This window comes from Uliginosibacterium aquaticum (genome assembly GCF_012972705.2).
GTDB classification, from domain to species: Bacteria; Pseudomonadota; Gammaproteobacteria; order Burkholderiales; family Rhodocyclaceae; genus Uliginosibacterium; species Uliginosibacterium aquaticum.
In genome coordinates this window covers 1,541,717-1,558,809 of record NZ_JABCSC020000001.1, presented here as the reverse complement: position 1 = coordinate 1,558,809, position 17,093 = coordinate 1,541,717, and the positions used below count along the sequence as shown (strand labels likewise).

The 17,093-nt window shown below is 64.6% G+C and carries 17 protein-coding genes; 13 read left to right on the top strand and 4 right to left on the bottom strand.

The window, feature by feature from the left end:
• Positions 1-31: 31 nt before the first annotated feature.
• The 3 genes from HJ583_RS06940 to HJ583_RS06930 all read right to left on the bottom strand — a co-directional run bounded on the left by HJ583_RS06940 (position 32) and on the right by HJ583_RS06930 (position 4,084).
• Positions 32-712 (bottom strand): response regulator, encoded by a 681-nt coding sequence (locus HJ583_RS06940; RefSeq protein ID WP_170021203.1) that lies wholly within the window; start codon positions 710-712, stop codon positions 32-34.
• Positions 705-2,231, bottom strand: coding sequence for a DUF4118 domain-containing protein (locus HJ583_RS06935; RefSeq protein WP_170021202.1), 1,527 nt, complete (start codon positions 2,229-2,231; stop codon positions 705-707). The genes HJ583_RS06940 and HJ583_RS06935 overlap by 8 nt, the downstream gene beginning before the upstream one ends.
• An 86-nt stretch (positions 2,232-2,317) precedes the next feature.
• Positions 2,318-4,084: an ABC transporter ATP-binding protein gene (locus HJ583_RS06930; protein WP_170021201.1), complete on the bottom strand. Its 1,767-nt coding sequence runs from the start codon at positions 4,082-4,084 to the stop codon at positions 2,318-2,320.
• A 79-nt stretch (positions 4,085-4,163) separates the two neighbouring features.
• On the opposite strand from HJ583_RS06930, the gene HJ583_RS06925 reads away from it, so the two are divergent.
• From HJ583_RS06925 to HJ583_RS06915, 3 genes are all read left to right on the top strand, one after another.
• A complete protein-coding gene (locus HJ583_RS06925; protein WP_170021200.1) occupies positions 4,164-5,030 on the top strand; it encodes a helix-turn-helix domain-containing protein in 867 nt (288 codons plus the stop codon).
• Positions 5,031-5,235: 205 nt separating this feature from the next.
• Positions 5,236-5,805 (top strand): phosphatase PAP2 family protein, encoded by a 570-nt coding sequence (locus HJ583_RS06920; RefSeq protein WP_170021199.1) that lies wholly within the window; start codon positions 5,236-5,238, stop codon positions 5,803-5,805.
• A complete protein-coding gene (locus HJ583_RS06915) occupies positions 5,802-6,872 on the top strand; it encodes a phosphatase PAP2 family protein (RefSeq protein WP_170021198.1) in 1,071 nt (356 codons plus the stop codon). Before HJ583_RS06920 ends, HJ583_RS06915 begins: the two co-directional genes overlap by 4 nt.
• Positions 6,873-6,888: 16 nt before the next feature.
• Here HJ583_RS06915 and HJ583_RS06910 read toward each other — a convergent pair whose 3' ends face one another.
• Positions 6,889-7,191: a DUF5710 domain-containing protein gene (locus HJ583_RS06910; RefSeq protein ID WP_170021197.1), complete on the bottom strand. Its 303-nt coding sequence runs from the start codon at positions 7,189-7,191 to the stop codon at positions 6,889-6,891.
• A 238-nt stretch (positions 7,192-7,429) separates the two neighbouring features.
• Here HJ583_RS06910 and nifB point away from each other — a divergent pair, with 238 nt between their 5' ends.
• The 10 genes from nifB (at position 7,430) to nrdG (ending at position 17,081) form a co-directional block, all read left to right on the top strand.
• Complete coding sequence (gene nifB, locus HJ583_RS06905) at positions 7,430-8,938, top strand: nitrogenase cofactor biosynthesis protein NifB (protein WP_170021196.1); 1,509 nt, start codon at positions 7,430-7,432, stop codon at positions 8,936-8,938.
• Between the two features lie 45 nt (positions 8,939-8,983).
• Positions 8,984-9,256: a 4Fe-4S dicluster domain-containing protein gene (locus tag HJ583_RS06900; RefSeq protein ID WP_101942980.1), complete on the top strand. Its 273-nt coding sequence runs from the start codon at positions 8,984-8,986 to the stop codon at positions 9,254-9,256.
• Between the two features lies 1 nt (position 9,257).
• Positions 9,258-9,662, top strand: coding sequence for a thioredoxin domain-containing protein (locus HJ583_RS06895; RefSeq protein WP_101942982.1), 405 nt, complete (start codon positions 9,258-9,260; stop codon positions 9,660-9,662).
• 11 nt (positions 9,663-9,673) lie between these two features.
• On the top strand, positions 9,674-10,648 hold the full coding sequence (locus HJ583_RS06890; RefSeq protein WP_170021195.1) for an ADP-ribosylglycohydrolase family protein: 975 nt from the start codon (positions 9,674-9,676) through the stop codon (positions 10,646-10,648).
• Between the two features lie 85 nt (positions 10,649-10,733).
• Positions 10,734-11,069: a hypothetical protein gene (locus HJ583_RS06885; protein ID WP_170021194.1), complete on the top strand. Its 336-nt coding sequence runs from the start codon at positions 10,734-10,736 to the stop codon at positions 11,067-11,069.
• 88 nt (positions 11,070-11,157) lie between these two features.
• A complete protein-coding gene (locus tag HJ583_RS06880) occupies positions 11,158-12,543 on the top strand; it encodes a TonB-dependent receptor (protein ID WP_170021193.1) in 1,386 nt (461 codons plus the stop codon).
• Positions 12,544-12,553: 10 nt separating this feature from the next.
• Positions 12,554-13,456 (top strand): metal ABC transporter substrate-binding protein, encoded by a 903-nt coding sequence (locus HJ583_RS06875; RefSeq protein ID WP_170021192.1) that lies wholly within the window; start codon positions 12,554-12,556, stop codon positions 13,454-13,456.
• Positions 13,453-14,220, top strand: coding sequence for a metal ABC transporter permease (locus HJ583_RS06870; RefSeq protein WP_170021191.1), 768 nt, complete (start codon positions 13,453-13,455; stop codon positions 14,218-14,220). The genes HJ583_RS06875 and HJ583_RS06870 overlap by 4 nt, the downstream gene beginning before the upstream one ends.
• Positions 14,221-14,409: 189 nt before the next feature.
• Positions 14,410-16,596, top strand: coding sequence for an anaerobic ribonucleoside-triphosphate reductase (gene nrdD / locus HJ583_RS06865; protein ID WP_170021190.1), 2,187 nt, complete (start codon positions 14,410-14,412; stop codon positions 16,594-16,596).
• Complete coding sequence (gene nrdG / locus HJ583_RS06860) at positions 16,593-17,081, top strand: anaerobic ribonucleoside-triphosphate reductase activating protein (protein WP_170021189.1); 489 nt, start codon at positions 16,593-16,595, stop codon at positions 17,079-17,081. Before nrdD ends, nrdG begins: the two co-directional genes overlap by 4 nt.
• Positions 17,082-17,093 lie beyond the last annotated feature (12 nt).

The following is a 17,093-nucleotide window of genomic DNA, read 5'->3' as shown; positions in this document are numbered from 1 at the left end:
AACTCCACGGAAAAAATCAGGGGAAACAGGATCAGAGAACGAAGCGGTAACCCGTACCGGTCTCCGTCAGAAAGTGGCGCGGCCGGGCCGGGTCGGCCTCCAGCTTGTGGCGCAAGTGGCCCAGATAGATGCGCAGGTAGTGGGCGCTGTCGACCAAGCTCGGCCCCCATACCTCGCGCAAAAGCTGGCGGTGGGTCAGCACCTTGCCCTGCCCGGCGATCAGCGCGCACAGCAGGCGGTATTCGATCGGCGTGAGATGTACCGCCTCACCTGCGCGCTGTACCTGGCGCAGAACGAAATCCACCTCGATCTCGCCGAAGGCCAGGCGCGGCGCCTCGCTGCGCCCGGCGCGGCGCAGCAGGGCACGCACCCGGGCCAGCAGCTCGCCGCGCGAGAAGGGCTTGATCAGGTAATCATCGGCACCGGCATCCAGCGCCTCAATTTTGTCGCGCTCCTGACTGCGCGCGGAGAGCACCAGCACCGGCATCGAGCTCCAGGCGCGCAGCTCACCGATGAAGGTCTTGCCATCGCCATCCGGCAGGCCCAGATCGAGCACCACGATCTGCGGCATTGCGCTCGCCAGCGCTTCGCGCGCAGCCTCCATCGAACCTGCCGCCACACAGCGCAGCGGCAAGCTGGCGAGCGCATCGCAGAGCAGGCTGCGGATCTGCGGCTCATCCTCCAGCACCAGGGCCAGCGGCGTTTCAAGCATCCGGAAGCTCCACTTCTTCCGCCAGCGGCGGCGGCTCACTGCGCGGCAGGGTGAAGGCGAAACAAGCCCCTCCCGCCTCGCGATTGGCCGCCGTCAGGCGTCCACCATGGGCCTCGACGATGACCCGGCAAATCGACAGACCCAGCCCCAGGCCGGCCACATGCGCCACGCCCTCGCCGCGCACGAAGGGCTCAAACAGGCGTGCCAGCTGCCCCGCCGGCAAGCCGGGGCCTTCATCTTCCACGCTGACCCGCACGGCATCGGCCTGCAACTCCGCGGCCATCCGGAGGGTGCAGCCCGCGGGACTAAACTTGGCTGCGTTCTCAAGCAGATTGCACAGCACGCGCTCGATCAATACGGCATCGAACTCCAGCAGCGGCAGTTGCGGCGGAAGCGCGATTTCCAGTCTGTGAGTGCTCAGACGATCACCGAGATGCGCAGTAGCTGCGCCGATGATTTCCTCCAGCGATTGCCAGTCGCGCCGCATCACCATGCCGCCGGACTGCAGGCGCGCCATATCGAGCAGATTGTTGACCAGCTCGCTCATGCGCATGGCCTGCTCGCGCAAGGCCAGCGCCAGCGCACGGGCAGGCGCCCCCTCGGCCTCGCACAGTGCATCCGCCTGCCCGACCATGATCGTGAGCGGCGTGCGTACATCGTGCGAAAGTGCCGAAAGAATGGTGCTGCGCAGACGCTCACGCTCCATGTCGAGGGTGGCGGCCTGGGCCACTTTCACGTAGTGCAGGCGCTCCAGCGCAATCGCCACCAGCACGGCCACCGCTTCCAGCATCTGGCGCTGCGGGCGCGCCAGACGCGTCTGCGGCAGCGACACCAGCAGCACGCCACGCCGGCGCATCGGCGCATCCAGCGGCAGCAGCACGAGGCGCCGCGCGGCATCGAAGAGGTCGGCCTGCTCATGCAGCTGGCCGTCGCGCAGCACGGTTTCCACCACCGCCCGTAGTACCTCAGGCGAGTTCGCACCGGCATTCAGACACACCAGGCGTTCATCGCTGCGCAACCACCACAACTCGGCGCGTGCCTGCAGCTCACGCGCCATGAAGGCCGCCACCAGCGGCGGCACCTGGGCCTGATCGATGCAGCCGGCCAGCTCACGTGCCAGCGCGTACTGACGCTGCGCGCTACGCTCGCCGGCCTCCGCCAACACCGCCTGCTCGCGCAGACGGGCCGTGAGGTGCGCCAGCAGCAGGCCCACCAGCAGCATCACGGCAAAGGTCAGCAGGTATTGCACATCCCCGACGGCGAGCGACAGACGCGGCGGGATATGGAAGAAATCGAAGGCCAGCACGCCGCTGATCGCACACCAGGCCGCCGGCCCCTGCGAAAAACGCAAGGCAATGCCAACAACCAGCAAGAGGTAGAGCATGACCAGATTGGTCGGCTCGATGGCCTGGCTCAACGGCAAGGTGATGGCCGTCAGCAGGATCACCCCGAGGCTGGCTACGGCATAGCCGGCAAACGGATGGGCAAACGAGGCGCGGATGTGGGTGAAACCAGACATGTCCGCAGCTTAGCGCCGCAGGTGTAAAAAAGATGAAAAAACCACTCTGCCGCGCCGATCCCGGCACACCTCCGCCAGAGACGGATTCAGCCCGGCAAAGTCTGCGCAGTGAGCTTCGAGCCCGCCTCGGAAACTGCAGCGCCAAACGGGCGACGTTCGTCACTCATCAGCGCACCGTGTTCCAAGTGAAGGATGCGCGCCATCCCGCGCAGCGAGCGCGTGCGGTGAGCAATGGCCAGCAGGCTGGCCTCGGCGGGCAGGCTGGCCAGGATGCCGCGCATCACCCGGTCTTCAGTCGCGTCATCCAGCGCAGAAGTGGCCTCATCCAGGATCAGGATGGCGGGTTGGCGATAAAGCGCCCGAGCTATCCCGACGCGCTGACGCTCGCCGCCAGACAGTGTGTGGCCCCGCTCACCAAGCGGCGTATCCCAGGCCTGCGGCAAGCGCGAGAGCAGGCCACCGAGATCCGCCGCTGCGCAGACCCGTGCCAGCAACGCTGGGTCCGGTTCGCGCAGCAGGGTGATGTTGTCACGCAGCGAAACGTTGAAGAGTTCAACATCCTGCAGCACCACGGCGACGTATTGTTCCAGCTCATCCTGACAGATTGCCGCCAGCGGCAATGCATCCAGTTCGATGCTGCCCGAGGCCGGCTCGTACAAGCCGAGGATAAGCTTGATAAGCGAAGACTTGCCGCTGCCAGAGGCGCCCGTGATACCGATGCGCTCTCCGCGCGCCAGGGTGAAGCTGATATCGCGCAGCGCCGGCTTGTCTCCCCAGCAATAGCTGAGCTGGCACACCTCAAGTTGCTGCCAGTCAGCCGGGAAAAGCGCCAGACGGGCGGGCTCCGCGCGCTGAGAAGCGAACAGGGGCATCAGTCGTGTCAGTTCGGCATAGCGTTCCAGCATGGCCTGGAAGCGATCGGTAAAGGCATTGGTGCTAGCACGCAGGCTGTTGAAATACTGGATGTAGGTCACGATGAACCCGATCGCGATCACCTCCCTGAGCGCGGCCCACGACAGGGCGGTAAGGAATACCCCGAAGGCCAGGCCGGTATGCACGTGAAAACTCATGGCCTTGCTCGCATTCAAGGCCACCCGCTGATGCCCCAGGCTTCTGGCGCGCGCCTCCTTGCCAGCCAGAACCTGATTCACCATATCGCCGGCGCCGCTCGCCTTGATGGTCAGCATGCTGCTTGCCCCCTCCACCAGGGCCGCACAGGCATGTTCATGCCCGCTGTTGATCTGGTGGCTGAGGCGGGCAATTTTTTTGTCATACACATGCTCAATCAGAAACATGCCGGCGACGAAATACGCGACGAAGAGAATGAAATACGGACTGATGAAGGCACACGCCACCACCACCCCCAGCATCGATGAGAGGGGCGCAGCGATTTCATTGTGAAAGTTTCCCCAGTCACGTACGGCGTCAGCCCCGGTGATCAAGCGCTGCACCTTGTTGCCAGACGATTCCTGGTGATGCCAGTGCATCGAGAAGCCCACCAGCCGCTCAAAACCCCAGACCCGCGCGCGGTAACGGCAGTTGAGGGCGAGCTGCCCCAGGATGCGCTTGCTGCGCAGCCGGAACCAGGCAATCACGCCGCGAGAAGAGGCCAGCGCGAGAATCAGCAAGCTCAGGGGAAGAAGACTCTCACCCGGCTGATGGGCCATCAGCCAGCTGATCAGTACACCATTTAGGAAGGGCTGCAGCAACTCGCCCGTTTCCGTCACCAGCACCAGCGGCATGTGAGTCAAGTAGCTCCGGCGATCCTCGGCAAGAAAAAACAACATCGAATCGGCGACAAAGCGGAAGGGATTCCGGCTCGGTATGGATGGCAGGTGGGTATCGATGGGCATGCCGAAAAAGTATCATCACTACGCCAGTCGTCTTTAACCGGAATTGCCCGGATCCAGTTCCCCCCAGGATGAAAAACGCATGGACATAGGCCCGCAACTACGCCAGATCTCACGTTTCGGAGCGCTGGCCCGTCACATCGATATGCATCTGGATGATGCACTGACACTTGCGGAACTCGCAGAGCTCGCCTGCATGAGCCGGCACCGGCTCGACAGCAGCTTTCAGGCCTATGCGCAGGAAACGCCGATGAGTCGCGTCTGGCGCCTGCGCCTGTTGCGGGCAAAGCAGCAGATCATGGCGCAGGCCCAGCGCCCCTTGCTGGACGTCGCCCTGGATGCCGGCTACGGATCGGCCCAGGCTTTTAGCCGGGCCTTCCAGCGTGTGCACGGGCAAGCCCCTTCGACCTGCCGCGACCTTCAACGCCCGACCCGGGCTCCCCTGCGCATTGAGGCCCTGCCCGCCATGCCGATCCAGTTCATTCCCTATGCCGGCGCAGCCGCCGAGTTGCAGCACGCCTCGAACGAATTACGCGCGCGGGCGATGCATACAGGCATCGCCCGGCACAAACGCTTTGGCTGGCTGGTCGATGTCGAGGCCAAGCTCTACGCCCCCCGCGAAAGCCACCGGGTAAATGTCCAGGCAAGCCTGCTGAGCAAACCGCTTGAAGCCCGCATCCCGGGGCTGGACAGCGGGAACCTGAGCGCAACGACATATGCCGTATTCAGTTTTCAGACCGGCATTCCGCTGCCCACCCGACAGGCGCTAGAGCAACGCATCGAACAGGAGACCGGCTGGATGCTGGCGGACGGAGCGTGGCTGCGCCGTTGCCGGAATGCACAGTACCTGCCTTCAGTACTGGAGAGCCGCTTCGAACTGTATCTGCCGGTTCACGACGCACATCGCAGCGCCCGACTCAGGCCCCTGCCCTTCATTCTCGAAAAATAGCTGCCAGCCCAGGCGGGCCACATCGCGCCAGTGCTGTCCAGCACATAGGCATGCCCCGTCTGACCCGGGTTAGGCGCTGCAAGCGCAGCGGTTCGGCAGCAGGTCGCAGGCGCAGAGAGCCCCTGACTCGCGGTCAGGTCGCAGTGCATTTCCCACCGCAACAAATATATTGAAATCACCCTGACTTCCCGACCGCGAGCTCACCTTGTCTCCGCACGACATCTGGTATGACTGGTCCGGCCTCAATACCCAGTGCTTCCTGCTCATCAACGGATACCACGCACCGGCACTGGACGCTCTGATGCTCGGGATCACAAATCTGGGCCACCCTGCCCTCTACCCCTTCTACCTCGCCGTCGCTCTCGTCTGGAGCCATGCGCGGCCTGCCTCACTACCGCTCAGAAACGTGGCGATATTCGCGCTCAGCTATGTCCTGGTCTCGATGCTTCTGGTCCCGGCACTGAAGAGCGGCTTCGACTTCCCACGTCCCGCCCAGGTCCTGGGGAATGCGGCGGTGAATCTGCTGGGCACACCGGACACGCAGCAATCCTTTCCATCCGGACACGCGGCCTTCGCCGTTCTGCTAGCAGTTGCGTTGATTCCCGGCATCACGCGCGCAGCCCAGGCAAGCCTGGTGACCTTCGCCCTGCTGGTATGTGTGTCCCGCATCTGGGTCGGTGCGCATTACCCGGCAGACGTTCTTGCCGGCAGCCTGCTTGCGATGACCGTGGTGACCCTCACGCGTCTCGTCATCCGGAAAGGCCCGAAGATATGACAGACACCGTGCCCCTGCGGGCTTTTGCGGTCATCGGTGCGTTGCATGCTGTCTTTTCACTTCTGACGCTGCTGCTGGCCAGCACAGCAGGCGCGCCATTCGTGCTCTGGTTCCCCGACACGCCCATACTGCTGTTCCTGCTACTGGTCATGCTGCTGCTCCTGGGCATCGTATGGGATGGTTCCCTGATCGCGCTCGGCCTGCTCGCGGAAGCTGTCTGGCGAATCACGGGCAGGCCCGGGGCCGCACCCGTCAGCGTGGAAGCTGTGCGCCCGAAGCGGTTTTTCAATTGCGGCTTGATCCCTGTCGGGTTGCTGCTCGCAACAGCGGTTGCGATCCTGGGCACCTCGAACGTCACCCTGCTCAATATGGAGTTGCTCGCGCAAAGCTCACACTGGCGCGATGCTTTTTTGTGGCAGCTCGAAGGTGGTGTACTTGAACGGATCACGGCCCTGCAGATCAATCCTGTTGCATGGGATCGGCTCTACCACAGTGCCTGGGGCATCGAAATCACTGCTGCTTTCGCGCTGATCGTGATCGCGCGCGGGCCGCGCATCATGCTGCATTACTGCGTCACGATGATCACACTGTTCTACATCGGACGCTTGCTGGGGGTCCTGAATCCGGTGATGGGGCCGGCCTTCTTCAAGCCCGGACTCTTCGGCTATCTTGCGGGCTCGGTGAGCGCCGAAGCCATGCGCTTGGTCTCGGGAATCATGGCCTTGCCGCCAGAGCAGGCCATGCACGCCGGCGGAGTCCTGCTCGGAGGGGTTTCCGCCATGCCAAGCCTGCATGTTGCTATGGTCTCGGTGACCGCCTGGTGGCTGGCCCGCGGCGCACGCTGGACGGCATGGATCACGATTCCTTGGGTAATCCTCGTCTGGTCATCGACGGTTGTACTGGGCTGGCACTACATTCTCGACGGGGCTGGCGGCATGGTCCTCGGTGCCGTATGTGTCTGGCTCACCCAGGCTCTTCTGCGCCGGCTCGGGATGGATCTGAAACCCTCCATACTCCCCCTCGACGCCCAGGCAGTAGACACCAGACGCCCGACGGAGCGGTACTGAACCCCGCCTGCCGCGATCAGTTCAGCGCGCGGCAAGTGGCACAGTCTTCCCAGGGCAGGCATTCGCACACACGCGGCCGCTCCACGTACTGGCTGCCCACATGCAGTTTGCCGCTGGTTTCCATCTGGGATTTTGCCGGCGCACGACTTTGCGGGGCGGTGGCACTCGCTGCATCGCGCGGGCTGGGCGACCACTTCGCGAAGGGCGCCATGTCTTCCTTGTCCATCACGTACCAGAGTTTGTTGGCCGCGTCCCAGCGGGCGCCCAGTTTCTTGGCAGCATCCTTTTCCGCAAAGGGAACCTTCAGGTCGAATCTCATGTTGGGGTCTGGCTCAAAGACAGCGGGCACGCATCATACGTGACAAGCCTGTCAGACCGGATGGTCTGCCGCGCAGGCAAGCGCGCGCCGGGCCGCTGTGCCCTTCCCCACAAACAGCTCTGTCACCAAGCCGACACAAAGCCTCCACCTCGCCGACAAGCCGTTGATCCGTAAAGGCTTCTGCTCATGGGCACGGCATTTGCTGAACTCTTCGCAAACAGCACATCGGGAGTCCAGCATGTCCGCCCCCAGCCTTTCCCAGATTCTCGGCACTCCGCTCAGCGCGCCGCCCGCCCATTCCGGTTGCAGCGCCGGCAGTTGTGGCAGCAAGCCCTCCCAGATGGCCGGCCTCACCGCCGACATCCATAAGAAGGTGCAGGATCACCCCTGCTACTCCGAGGAAGCCCATCATCACTTTGCCCGCATGCATGTGGCGGTGGCACCCGCCTGCAACATCCAGTGCAACTACTGCAATCGCAAGTACGACTGCAGCAATGAATCGCGCCCGGGAGTGGTATCCGAAGTGCTGAGCCCTGCTCAGGCAATCAAGAAAACCCTGGCTGTCGCCGCGGCGATCCCGCAGATGAGCGTGCTGGGCATCGCCGGGCCGGGCGACGCCCTGGCCAATCCGGCCAGAACCTTTGAAGTGTTCCGCGAGTTGCAGCAGCGCGCACCGGACATCAAGCTCTGCCTCTCCACCAACGGCCTGATGCTGCCGCAGTACGTGGATCAGATCGCTGCCGCCAATGTGGATCACGTCACCATCACGATCAACTGCATCGATCCGGACGTGGGCGCACAGATCTATCCGTGGATCTTCTGGGAGCATCGCCGCGTCACCGGCCGCGAGGCCGCCGAGATCCTCATCGCCCAGCAGCAGAAGGGCCTCGAGATGCTGGTGGCGCGCGGCATCCTGGTGAAGGTCAATTCGGTGATGATCCCCGGCATCAACGATGAGCATCTGAAGGAAGTCTCGCGTGTGGTGCGCGCCAAAGGTGCTTTCCTGCACAACGTGATGCCGCTGATCTCGGAGGCCGAGCACGGCACCCACTTCGGTCTCAGCGGCCAGCGCGGCCCGACCCCGGCCGAGCTGCAGGCCCTGCAGGACGCCTGCGCAGGCGACATGAACATGATGCGCCACTGCCGCCAGTGCCGCGCCGATGCGGTAGGCATGCTCGGCGAGGATCGCGGCGCTGAATTCACGCTCGACAAGATCGAGGCCATGGAGATCGATGAAGTGGCCGCAATGGCGCGCCGCGTGGCCCTGCGCGCTTCGATCAATGCCGAGCTGGAAGCGAAACGAGCCGCCCGCCAAGCTGCGCCGGTGGTGCAGATCAAGGCGCCGAGCCGCGGACGCCCGGTGCAGATGGCGGTTGCCAGCAGCGGGCAGGATCTGGTCAATCAGCACTTCGGCCATGCGCGCGAATTCCTGATCTACGAGGCCAGCAGTGCCGGCGTGCGCTTTCTGGGCTCGCGCCGCGCCGCGCAATACTGCGGCGGCGAGAGCGAGTGCGGCGAAGCCGAAAACACCTTGGCCCGCACCATCGCCACCCTGGCGGACTGCGAAGTGGTGCTGTGCTCGCGCATCGGCTTCGAGCCCTGGAGCAAGCTCGAAGCGGCAGGCATCCAGCCCAATGGCGAGCACGCCATGGAAGGGATCGAGGCTGCGGTGATGAGTGTCTGGCAGGAGATGCTGGCTGCGGGCAAGCTCGAGCGGGCTCCGTTCGCGGAACAGATGCGGGCATGAAACCTGCAATGAATGGCTTGAGCCAAGCCAGCAAGAGGTCCATGCATGGCACTCGAAATCGTTGAAGGTTGCGTCAATTGCTGGGCTTGCCTGCCCGTGTGCCCGAATGAGGCCATCCTTGAGGCCAGTCCGCATTTCCTGATCGATGGCGCTTTATGCACCGAATGTGTGGAGGCGTATGCCACACCGCAGTGCGCGGCAATCTGTCCGGTTGAAGGCGTGATCCTCGACGAGCTGGGGGTCGCACTGAATCCGCCCGGCTCGCTCACGGCTTGCATCGCTGCGCTGGCAGCACCCGAAATACGGAAAGGAGCATGAGATGGCCACCGTTCACTTCTGGGAGAAACCGGGCTGCCGCACCAATGCCCGGCAAAAGGTCGCGCTGCTGGCCGCCGGCCATGAGCTCATCGTCCACGACCTGCTGCGCGAACCCTGGAGTGCCCAGCGCCTGCTGGATTTCTTCATCGATCTGCCGGTACGCGACTGGTTCAACCACAACGCCCCACGCGTGAAATCTGGCGAAGTGATCCCGGGCATGTTTGATACCAGCTCGGCCCTGCGCGCAATGATCGCCGAGCCCCTGCTGATCCGCCGCCCGCTGCTTCAGATTGGCACGACCTGCGTCGCCGGTTTCGATACCGAGCGCCTTGATGCCCTGATCGGCCTGGGCGTAAAGGCTGTGGGCGAATCCTGCAGCGCCGTTGAAGCAACCTGCGGCGGCTGAGCCACGCCGCCATGCTCGCCACCCTGCCCCTGTTCCAGTCCATCGCGCTGAGCCTGCGTGGCATCAGCAGCCATCCGGAACGCCTGCGCCTGCGCAGCCACGCCCGTGGCGCCATGCTGGGCCTGGCGCTGGGTGATGCGCTCGGCGCCACGGTGGAGTTCATGACGCCACGCGAGATCCGCAGCCAGTATGGGCGCCACGATCGTATTCGCGGCGGCGGCTGGCTGCGCCTCGCACCGGGCCAGGTCACGGATGACACCACCATGGCCTTCGCCCTCGCTGAAGCCTGGCTCACCCATCATCACGCACCGTCTGCCGAGGACTACGCCCGCGCCTTCGATGCCTGGATGCGCGCCAAACCGGTGGACATCGGCCACACCGTGCGCCGCGGCATCGCCCGCTTCCGCAACACCGGTCTGGCCTGCACGCCGTATTCGGAGGACGCCGGTAATGGTGCCACCATGCGCTGCGCCCCCACGGCCATCGCGCTGCTCGGCGCGCCGGCCGATACGGTCGGCCGTGCCACCCTGGCCCAGGCCCGCGTCACCCATCACAACATCCTCACCGACGCTGCCACCCTGGCAGTGGTCAACATGGTGCAGGCCGGCATCGTCGGCAAGGCTGGCGGCGGTGGCCTGCGCGCCGTGATGGCCCAGGCCAATCTGCTAGTACGCGAATTCCCGCTCTTCCAGTTCCGCACCAAACCCGCCGAGAACCCCAGCGGCTACATTGTGGACAGCATGCGCGTGGTGCTGCGCGGAATCGCCTTCAACGACAACTTTGAGTCCGCCCTGGTGCACGTGGTCAATTGCGGCGGCGATGCCGACACCACCGGCGCGATAGCGGGCATGGTGATGGGCGCACTGGTGGGCGAGGCCGGCCTGCCGGAGCGCTGGCTGCGCGAGCTGGAGAGTTCAACGCTGCGCCGCTGCAACGACTATGCCGATGCGCTGATCGAGCGTTCACCTGCCTGGCAGGCATGCTGAGCAGCACTTCAGGCGCATTCGGCCCCGCAAAACCACACATGCAACAACGTTGCATGTAAATCAGCTTCCCCGTATCCTGCCGGCCATGCTGCGTCGCCCGCTCCGGCCCCTCCTGTCCCTGCTGCTCACCTGCGCCCTCCTGCTCTCGCTGCAGGGCAGCCTGCTGCATGCACTGGGGCATGCCGAAGAAGCACTCAGCACGGTGCAGCACCTGCCTCAAGGGGGGAAACACCCGGCTGGCGAACAAGCCTGCACCCTCTGCCTGGCCTTCGCCGTTTTCGACGCGGCTGCGCCCGGCCAGGCAAGCTTCGGGCTCCTCCAGCCCGTTACCCACATCAGCTTCATCGCTCCCGCTCAGCACCTCGCGCACAGCACGCTGCCGCACTATCGCTCGCGCGCACCCCCCGCCCTTCTCGCCTGATCCGCTTTGCCAGCCGAGCCCGCCTTTGCACGGTTCGGCCCCCCGCGTCCGATACCGGGCGCCACAGCGTATTTCACGAGGATTCCCCATGTTCCGCCGCAACTCGATTGCCCTGGCCGTGCTCGCCCTGAGCGCCGCCCCCGCCTATTCCGCCACGCCCACCAACGCCACCGATCTGAACCAGATCCGCCAGGAGATCGACGCCCTGCGCCAGGGCTACGAAGCGCGCATCCGCGAGCTTGAAGCCCGCCTCCAGAAGGTTCAGGGCACCGCCGAGCAAGCCAGCCAGAGTGCCCAGGCCAGCGCCGAAAAAGTCGCCGCCGCAGCCGCGACGCCCGCAACACCCGCCTCCGCCAATGCCTTCAACCCGGAAATCTCGCTGATCCTCTCCGGCACCTACGCCAATCTCTCGCGCGATCCGGCCAGCTGGCAGATGAGCAACTTCGTGCCTTCCGGTGACGAGACCGGTCCGGGCAAGAAAGGCTTCAGCCTGGGCGAGACCGAACTGGGTTTGCGCGCCAACATCGACCCCTACTTCTACGGCCAGGCCACCCTGGCACTCTCGGCAGACAATGAAGTCGGCGTGGAGGAAGCCTTCGTGCAGACCCGCGCGCTGCCCGCCGGCACCCAGCTCAAGGCCGGCCGCTTCTTCTCCGGCATCGGCTACCTGAACGGCCAGCATGCCCACACCTGGGATTTCGTTGATGCGCCGCTGGCCTACCAGGCCTTCCTCGGCGGCCAGTATGGCCAGGACGGTCTGCAGTTCCGCTGGCTGGCCCCCTCCAGCACTTACATCGAGTTCGGCGGCGAACTCGGCGCAGGCGAAAACTTCCCCGGCGCAGAGCGCAAGCAGAATGGCGCCGGCAGCACCAGTCTCTTCGCCAAACTGGGCGGCGATGTGGGCGACAGCCACAGCTGGCAGCTCGGCGCGGGCTGGCTGCGGGCGGCCCCGCGCGAGCGCAGCTATGACAGCAGCGATCTCACCGGCACCGAAGTCAGCAACAGCTTCTCCGGCCGCAGCCAGCTATGGGTGCTGGACGGCGTCTGGAAGTGGGCGCCGGCCGGCAACGCCGAGCGCATGAACCTGAAGCTGCAGGGCGAGTACTTCCGTCGCCGCGAAACGGGCGAGCTCGCTTACGACACAGCCAACCAGAATCTCAGCGACGCCTACCGCTCGGCACAATCGGGCTGGTATGCGCAAAGCGTATTCCAGTTCATGCCGCGCTGGCGTGTGGGCCTGCGTTACGACCAGCTCGATTCGGGCACAGTCGATTACGCCAGCAACAATGCCTTCCTCGCCAACAGCGATTACAAGCCCAAGCGCACCAGCACCATGCTGGACTGGTCCCCCACCGAGTTCTCGCGCATCCGCTTGCAGTACGCGCTGGACAAATCCCGCGAAGGCGTGAAGGACGATCAGTTCTTCCTCCAGTACCAGATGAGCCTCGGCGCCCACGGCGCCCACAGCTACTGAGGAGGCCCACATGAAACGACTCAAACTCCTTGCCCTCGTAGCCGGCCTGCTGGCCGCCAACCTGGCCCATGCCAGCCTCAAGGTGGTGGCCTGCGAACCTGAATGGGGCGCACTGGTCCAGGAACTGGCCGGCCCCCGCACCAGCCTCTACACCGCCACCACCGCGCTGCAGGACGTACACCACATCCAGGCCCGCCCGAGCCTGATTGCCGCCGTGCGTACGGCAGACCTGCTGGTATGCACCGGTGCCGAGCTGGAAACCGGCTGGCTGCCGGTATTGCAGCGCCAGTCCGGCAATGCCGCGGTACAGGTGGGCCAGCCCGGCTACTTCGAGGCCGCCAGTGCGGTGCGCATGCTCGAAGTGCCGACAAAGGCCGACCGTGCCGATGGCGATGTGCATGCCGCCGGCAATCCGCACATCCAGACCGATCCGCGCAATATCGCCCGCGTGGCCACAGCGCTGAGCCAGCGCCTGAGCCAGCTGGACCCGGCCGGCAGCCCGGACTATGCCCGTCGCCTGGCGGACTTCAGTGCCCGCTGGCAAGCCGCGATCCAGCGCTGGGAAGCCGCAGCCGCACCGCTGCGCGGCCTGCCCATCGTCGTTCAGCACAAGGCCTTCCCCTACCTGCAGGACTGGCTGGGCCTGCGTGAAGTCGCCACACTCGAGCCCAAGCCGGGGATCGAGCCGGGCAGCGGCCATCTCGCCACCCTGCTGGAGCGCCAGCAGCAGAACCCGGCCCGCATGGTACTGCGCGCGGCCTATAACGATGGCCGGGCCGCCGAGTGGTTTGCCAGCCGCGCGAAAATTCCGGTCGTGGTACTGCCTTTCACGGTGGGTGGCAATGAGCGCGCCAAGGATCTCTTCAGCCTCTTCGACGAGACCCTCGCGCAGCTCCTGAAAGCTGCACGATGAACAGCGCCGGGCTCGAACTCAGCATCCTCGGCCCGGCCTTCGTGGCCGGGCTGCTGGTGCTCGCCACCCATGTGCCGCTCGGCCAGCGAGTGCTGGCGCGCGGCATCGTGTTCATTGATCTGGCCATCGCGCAGATTGCCGGGCTCGGCGTGATCATCGCCGGCAGCCTGGGCTTAGCCGACTCGACGCTCGCGGTGCAGTTTGCCGCCCTCGTAGCGGCCGGCCTCGGCGCCCTGCTGCTGACCTGGAGCGAAGCGCGCTGGCCGGAGATCCAGGAAGCCCTGATCGGCGTGCTCTTCGTGCTCGCCTCCTGTATCGCGCTGCTACTGCTAGCTGGCAACCCGCAAGGTGGTGAGCATCTGAAGGACATGCTGGTCGGCCAGATCCTGTGGGTCGATACCCCCCAGCTGGTCATCACCGGCGCACTGAGCTTTGCCGTGCTGTGCGCCTGGTTTGCCAGTGGCGAGCACCTCGGGCGCGTCGGCTTCTACCTGCTCTTCGCCCTGGCCGTGACGGCCTCAGTGCAACTGGTCGGCGTGTATCTGGTATTCGCCAGCCTGATCATCCCGGCACTGGCCACCCGCCACTGGGGCCAGCGAGCCTTGGCCGTGGCCTGGGGCATGGGCGCACTGGCCTATGGGCTGGGCCTGACCCTCTCGGCCTTGTTCGATCTGCCCAGCGGGCCACTGATCGTACTGGCCATGGCTGCGCTGGCCATCCCGGCGGCAATCCTGGCTCCCGCCATCAAGCCCGGGCAGACCTGAAAACCGGCGTTGCAGACCGGAGCGCCTGCCCATTGAGGCAGGCGCCGGTGGGCCGAGGCGGGAGGGGTGGCGGAAGTTGACCTGAATCAATCCAACTATAGGTAGTGCGTAATATCGTCAGCGCCACTATATGTAGTCCATCGGCCAATCCTCCGGGCCTCACCACCTCTTACTTTCCTGGATATCTCCATGCTGCGAGTTCTCAAGCGGGACGGCACCTCTGCGCCTTTCGACATCATGAAGATTGCCGTGGCCTGCCAGAAGGCCGCCATGGCAGCCGAATTGCCCAACCCGAATGCGGTGGCACTGACGGTGGCTTCCGCGGTGGAAGCCCAGTGCCGCGAGCACCCGGCCGGCTCGCTCGATATCCCGACCATCCAGCAGTATGTGGAAGACGCGTTGATGCAGTCGCATCCGGAAGTTGCGCGCCTCTACATCGAATACCGCCATGATCGCGACAGCATCCGCGTGCGCGGCTCCCGGCTGCATGCGCAACTGATGGGCCTGGTGGACAAAACCGATCAGGATGCGGTGACCGAGAATGCCAACAAGGATGCCAACGTCTTCCCGGTGATGCGCGATCTGATGGCCGGCATCGTCTCCAAGCAGTTCGCCGGCAATTTTCTCGCCAAGGATGTGATGCAGGCCCACAACAGTGGCGACCTGCATTACCACGACCTCGACTACTCCCCCTTCCTGCCCTTCACCAACTGCTGCCTGGTGGATCTGCAAGGCATGCTGGCCAACGGTTTTCACCTTGGCAATGCCGGCATCGAGAGCCCCAAGTCGGTCGGCGTAGCCTGCGCGGTCACCGCCCAGATCATTGCCCAGGTCGCCAGCCATCAGTACGGCGGCACGACCATTCCGAACATTGACGAGACCCTCGCACCCTACGTCCAGAAGAGCTACGAAAAGAACCTGGAAGTGGCGCGCCAGTACGCCATTGCCGAGCCGGAACGCTATGCCCGCGAGCGCACCGAGAAGGAAACCTACGACGGCATCCAGGCCTGCGAGTACGAAATCAACACGCTGTTTTCCTCCAACGGCCAGCAGCCCTTTGTGACCTTCTCCTTCGGCATGGGCCGCGGCTGGCAGGAGCGCGCCGTGCAACGCGCCATCCTGCAGGTACGCATCAAGGGCATGGGCAAGGAAGGCATCACGCCGGTATTCCCCAAGCTGGTGTTCTTCATCGAGGAAGGGCTCAACCTCAAGCCGCAAGATCCGAACTACGACATCAAGCAGCTCGCCCTCGAGTGCGCCTCCAAGCGCATGTACCCGGACATCATTTCCGCCAGACTCAATCGCGAGCTCACCGGCTCCAGCGTGCCGGTTTCGCCGATGGGCTGCCGCAGCTTCCTGTCTGTGTGGCGCAATGAGAACGGGCAAGAGGTTCTGGCCGGTCGCAACAACCTCGGCGTGGTCAGCATCAATCTGCCGCGCATCGCCATCGAAGCGCAGCAGAACCAGACGCGCTTCTTCGAGATTCTCGACGAACGCCTGGCCCTGGCGCACAAGGCCTTGATGACACGCATCGATCGCCTCGAAGGCGTGAAGGCCAACATTGCGCCGATCCTCTACACCGAAGGCGCTTTCGGCATGCGCCTGAAACCGGATGAGGAAATCCTGCCGATGTTCAAGAATGGCCGTGCCTCGATCTCGCTGGGCTACATCGGCCTGCACGAAGTTGCACTACTGATGTCGGGCGGCGAACACCCCTTCGACAATGAAGCCCTGCAAGCCTTCCTGCGCCGGGTGGTGGCCTATCTGGGTGACACCGTGCAACGCTGGAAAGCCGATTCCGGCTGGGGCTTTTCGCTCTACTCAACGCCCAGCGAATCCCTCTGCCACCGCTTCTGCAAGCTGGATGTGGCGCGCTACGGCGAGCTGCCTGGCGTGACTGACAAGGGCTATTACACCAACTCCTTCCACCTCGACGTGGCGCGCAAGGTCTCACCCTTCGAGAAGATCCAGTACGAAAAGGGCTTCGCCGACTCCGCCTCGGGCGGCCACATCACCTATGTGGAGTTGCCCAACATGCGCCACAACCTGAAGGCCCTGGAGCGCATCTGGGATCACGCGGTGGAAAGCGTGCCCTACTTCGGCACCAATACCCCGGTGGACTCCTGCGGCAAGTGCGGCTTCATGGGCGAAGCACTGGCCACCGCCGAGGGCTTCACCTGCCCCGAATGCGGCAACCACGATGGCGCCAGTCTCTCGGTCACGCGCCGCGTCTGCGGCTACCTCGGCAGCCCGAACGCACGCCCCTTCAATGCCGGCAAGCAGAAAGAGGTGATGCGCCGCGTCAAGCATCTGGCCACCCAGACACCGGAAGCCATGCCGGTTCAAGCCGCGCAGAGCGAAGCCCTGATGGCATGAATTACGAGCGCTATTACGCCTGTGACGTGGTCAATGGTGAAGGCCTGCGCCTGACCCTGTTCGTCACCGGCTGCGCGCATGCCTGCCCCGGCTGCTACAACCGCAGCACCTGGAACCGGCTCTCAGGCCAGCCCTTCACGGCTGAAGTCCGCGAGCGGATTCTGGAGTTGTGCGCCGATCACGATGGCCTGAGCCTCTCCGGCGGCGACCCGCTGCTGCCGGCCAACCGCGAAGCCATCGCTGCGCTGTGCCGCGCCTTCAAGCAGCGCTATCCACACAAGGACATCTGGCTGTGGACCGGCTACCTGTATGAAGACATTCAGCATCTGGCACTGCTGCAGGATGTCGATGTGCTGATCGACGGACCCTATCTGCAGGACCAGCCCACCACCCTGCCCTGGCGCGGCTCGGCCAATCAGCGCCTGATCCGGCTGGCCGAACTGCGTCGGGCCGAAGCCGGCAATCGCCAGTTGCAGAGCGCCTGAACAAGCCCAAGC

Coding starts and splice junctions, on each gene's coding strand:
- HJ583_RS06940 (WP_170021203.1), bottom strand. CDS start 712: ATGCTTGAAACGCCGCTGGCCCTGGTGCTGGAGGATGAGCCGCAGATC.
- HJ583_RS06935 (WP_170021202.1), bottom strand. CDS start 2,231: ATGTCTGGTTTCACCCACATCCGCGCCTCGTTTGCCCATCCGTTTGCC.
- HJ583_RS06930 (WP_170021201.1), bottom strand. CDS start 4,084: ATGCCCATCGATACCCACCTGCCATCCATACCGAGCCGGAATCCCTTC.
- HJ583_RS06925 (WP_170021200.1), top strand. CDS start 4,164: ATGGACATAGGCCCGCAACTACGCCAGATCTCACGTTTCGGAGCGCTG.
- HJ583_RS06915 (WP_170021198.1), top strand. CDS start 5,802: ATGACAGACACCGTGCCCCTGCGGGCTTTTGCGGTCATCGGTGCGTTG.
- HJ583_RS06910 (WP_170021197.1), bottom strand. CDS start 7,191: ATGAGATTCGACCTGAAGGTTCCCTTTGCGGAAAAGGATGCTGCCAAG.
- nifB (WP_170021196.1), top strand. CDS start 7,430: ATGTCCGCCCCCAGCCTTTCCCAGATTCTCGGCACTCCGCTCAGCGCG.
- HJ583_RS06900 (WP_101942980.1), top strand. CDS start 8,984: ATGGCACTCGAAATCGTTGAAGGTTGCGTCAATTGCTGGGCTTGCCTG.
- HJ583_RS06895 (WP_101942982.1), top strand. CDS start 9,258: ATGGCCACCGTTCACTTCTGGGAGAAACCGGGCTGCCGCACCAATGCC.
- HJ583_RS06890 (WP_170021195.1), top strand. CDS start 9,674: ATGCTCGCCACCCTGCCCCTGTTCCAGTCCATCGCGCTGAGCCTGCGT.
- HJ583_RS06885 (WP_170021194.1), top strand. CDS start 10,734: ATGCTGCGTCGCCCGCTCCGGCCCCTCCTGTCCCTGCTGCTCACCTGC.
- HJ583_RS06880 (WP_170021193.1), top strand. CDS start 11,158: ATGTTCCGCCGCAACTCGATTGCCCTGGCCGTGCTCGCCCTGAGCGCC.
- HJ583_RS06875 (WP_170021192.1), top strand. CDS start 12,554: ATGAAACGACTCAAACTCCTTGCCCTCGTAGCCGGCCTGCTGGCCGCC.
- HJ583_RS06870 (WP_170021191.1), top strand. CDS start 13,453: ATGAACAGCGCCGGGCTCGAACTCAGCATCCTCGGCCCGGCCTTCGTG.
- nrdD (WP_170021190.1), top strand. CDS start 14,410: ATGCTGCGAGTTCTCAAGCGGGACGGCACCTCTGCGCCTTTCGACATC.
- nrdG (WP_170021189.1), top strand. CDS start 16,593: ATGAATTACGAGCGCTATTACGCCTGTGACGTGGTCAATGGTGAAGGC.